Origin of the sequence: Sphingomonas sp. LH128, assembly GCF_000293195.2 — a bacterium.
In the GTDB taxonomy this organism is placed as follows: domain Bacteria; phylum Pseudomonadota; class Alphaproteobacteria; order Sphingomonadales; family Sphingomonadaceae; genus Novosphingobium; species Novosphingobium resinovorum_A.
This window is the reverse complement of the sequence record NZ_ALVC01000543.1, coordinates 1-3031: the sequence shown is the minus strand read 5'-3', so window position 1 is coordinate 3031 and position 3031 is coordinate 1. Positions and strand designations below refer to the sequence as shown.

Genomic DNA, 3031 nt, shown 5'->3' with positions numbered 1-3031 from the left:
CCGCCACATGGCGCACACCAGTCCCTATGCCGACTGGTATGCCGGTCTGAAGGCTGACGATTAAGGCAATCGCGAAAGTCTAGCCACGCGATTACTTGCGGCGCGTTTCCCAGCCTTTCTTTGCGGCGGCTGACCGTTTCTCATGGCTCTGGGACGATCCGCTCTTGCGACCGCCCTTGCGGGACGCGCTGTGGTTCTCGGGCTTGCCTCGCCCCGATCCGGACTTGTTTCCGCCACCTGATTCCTTGTTCACCGTCGCCCACGCACGGCGTTCGGCTTCCTTCTTGCCGACACCGCGGTCCTCATAGCCTTCCTCGATATGTTCGGCCTTGCGCTTCTGCTTGTCCGTGTAGCTCGACTTGTCGCCCTGCGGCATTGCTGCTCTCCTGAACACTGGTCCCCGCATTTTGCGAGAACGACCAACCGGCAGATTTGCTTCCTCGCTTCGTCGCAGATGCCGCCACGGAAACCGGCGGTTCATGACGCCGTTCTTAAAAAGAACAATATGGGAACGTGAGATTGCCATGACCGAACAGCTGCACAATCCCAAGCTCGACGAGCATCCCGGCTCGAAAACCGAAAAGAATCCCGAAGGCTGGGTGTCCAGCGACGATCCGATGACGGGGGCGCAGGGCTCCTATTTGACGACACTGTGCAAGAAGCAGGCTAAGCGCCGCCGCCTGCCGACCTCAGCAAGGCCGAAGCGTCAAAACGCATCGATATGCTCAAGGCGAACCTCGGTTTCGACTGACCCCAAACAATACGATGTTCAGTGAGCGAGCTGGTCGCGGGCGAGACATATGGTCACGACCCGCTCGCCGCCATGCCACGCTTTATCGATCGTCCCGCCGAGTCCACGCAGAGCGGCGCTCATCAGCTCTGTCCCGAAGCCCTCATCGCCATTGTCATAACTGCCACCGTATTCGCGCCAAGCGATAGTGATGGTTGCGTTCGCCACGGTGATATCGACCGTGAGCTGGCCGTCGGAATGGGAAAGAGCGCCATATTTTACGGCGTTGGTGGCGAGTTCGTGCAGAAGCAGCGCTAGTGACGTCGAGGCATTAGCTCCGACGGGCGCGTCGCACCGCGCGATGGTGATCTGACCCTCGTTGCGATAGGGCTCCAGCACCGCCCTGAAGACCTCGCTTAGCGCGGGCTCCTCTTCGCCAGGAAGGCCGAGGACAAGTTGCTGCGCAGCGCCGAGCGCGGTGATCCGGCTGCTCAGGTCATTAGCGAAGTCATTGACATCGTCGGCCCTTCGGCGGCCGACTCTTACAAGCCCTTGCACGATCGACAGCAGGTTCTTGATGCGGTGATGCATCTCTCGAACCAGGAGCCGCTGGTTCTCGGCATGACGCAGCCGTTCGCCGATATCACGCGCGATCGTCGACGCCCCAATGATCTCGCCCGCGGCGTTATGCACCGGCGAGATGGTAACCTCGATATGGACAGGTTCGCCATCCCTGCGCCGGCGTACCGTTTCGAGCCGATCAATGCGTTCGCCGGCCCGCAGTTTGCCAATGATGTCGGCTTCCTCCTGGAGCCGGTCCTCGGGGATGATGAGCGTAATGGGCTGGCCGATCGCCTCTGCGGCGGAAAACCCGAACAACTTTTCGGCTCCCGCATTCCAGCTGGTGATGACGCCGTCGAGCGTTTTGCTGAGGATGGCGTCGCCGGAATTGTCCACCACCGAGGAAAGCCACAAACCGGCGTCGAATTTGGGATCATACATCGTCGAATGCCTCACGTTCCCTCGTTAGCGAACTTGCCAGTGGCCATTTCAAAAAAAACGTGGTGGCTGGCCACATGTGAGGCGCAGCAGTGGGCGTCAAGGACATTATAAATATAGGCGGATGCCATCGACGCCTGTCAGCCTGTTCGTGTCGTGGTCGATTAGCCATCCTTCTTGGCGCTTGTGCGTTGGTGCCGAAGCGGACCTCTCGTGATCGTCCGATCCCTGCCAGTAAACTCTCCGCTCTTGTCGATACTGAAGGATGCGCTGACAGCCTGAGGCTGACCAGCGCGCAAGTTCAAAATGCCTGCGAAGCCGAGGCCTTGATTGAGACCTTTCCCAATGGCGCAATCCTGGGGGGCGATCAGGGCTAAGACAGCAAGGCCACCAACCGTCAGAAGGGCCCGGTAAGCACGAGATTTCTTGATCTGGAGGTGAGGATTTCAATGGACCGAAGCCAGCGCTGGATCGCCGCGCGGCAGACGGGGGGAGGAGCCGGACCTGCCCAAAAAAATCTCTTGAAACCCCATCCTCTCTTCTTAACTTTTTCTCGCCGGACGCTGAAAACCGGGTCTGGTGGACATTGAGAGTGCCGGCTCTCTCCGGCACGTCTCATGCCCGAATTGCTCAATAGGAGGATTTGGAAATGAGAACCACTGCTTTTGACTTTGCACCTTATCGGCGCTCAACCGTGGGCTTCGATCGGCTGTTCAATCTGCTCGAAGCCGGCACCCGCGAAGATGACGGCTATCCGCCCTTCGACATTCTGAGAGAAAGCGATGACAGCTACCGCGTAACGCTGGCGGTGGCTGGCTTCCACCCTGAGGATATCGAGGTGGTGGCCCAACAGAACCTGCTCACCGTCACCGGCAAGCGAGCCGACGACAACGGGCAGGGCGAATATCTGCATCGCGGCATTGCCACACGCGCGTTCGAGCGGCGCTTTCAGCTTGCCGACTTCGTGGAAGCCGGGGACGCCCGTTTCGAGAACGGCCTACTGAGCATCGCGCTCAAGCGAGTCGTGCCCGAGGCAATGAAGCCGCGCAGAATCGAGATCAGCGGCGGCAAGGCTGCCCAGGATCAGATCGAAGCGCCAAGGGATGAGGCCCGCGAAGCGGCCTGATCCATGATTAAAAGGTTTGCCGGCACCGCCCCCGGCGGGCCGGCAGGCCTTCACCCTTCCAGCCAGAAAAGGAGATGACCATCATGGCTTTTCGTGATCTCATTCCCTGGAGCCGGCAGGAAAACCGGCTTCCCGTCCCGGTCAGCGCCGAGCGCGACCGCGACACTAATACCCAC

The 3031-nt window shown here is 59.9% G+C and carries 4 protein-coding genes; 2 read left to right on the top strand and 2 right to left on the bottom strand.

Translation table 11 applies throughout. The features are described from left to right. Positions 1-91: 91 nt before the first annotated feature. A complete protein-coding gene (locus LH128_RS29910) occupies positions 92-376 on the bottom strand; it encodes a hypothetical protein (RefSeq protein WP_008828912.1) in 285 nt (94 codons plus the stop codon). Positions 377-524: 148 nt separating this feature from the next. Here LH128_RS29910 and LH128_RS29905 point away from each other — a divergent pair, with 148 nt between their 5' ends. Continuing rightward, positions 525-776 carry a DUF3072 domain-containing protein gene (locus tag LH128_RS29905; RefSeq protein ID WP_008828913.1) on the top strand — a complete coding sequence of 84 codons (252 nt, stop codon included), beginning with the start codon at positions 525-527 and terminating at the stop codon, positions 774-776. On the opposite strand, the gene LH128_RS29900 is transcribed toward LH128_RS29905, so the two are convergent. After that, entirely contained in the window at positions 770-1732 is a 963-nt protein-coding gene (locus LH128_RS29900) for a PAS domain S-box protein (RefSeq protein WP_008832121.1), read from the bottom strand. The two genes, LH128_RS29905 and LH128_RS29900, sit on opposite strands and share 7 nt — an antisense overlap. Positions 1733-2378: 646 nt before the next feature. Here LH128_RS29900 and LH128_RS29895 point away from each other — a divergent pair. Beyond that, positions 2379-2855, top strand: coding sequence for an Hsp20 family protein (locus LH128_RS29895; protein ID WP_008833438.1), 477 nt, complete (start codon positions 2379-2381; stop codon positions 2853-2855). The last annotated feature ends 176 nt before the right edge of the window (positions 2856-3031 follow it).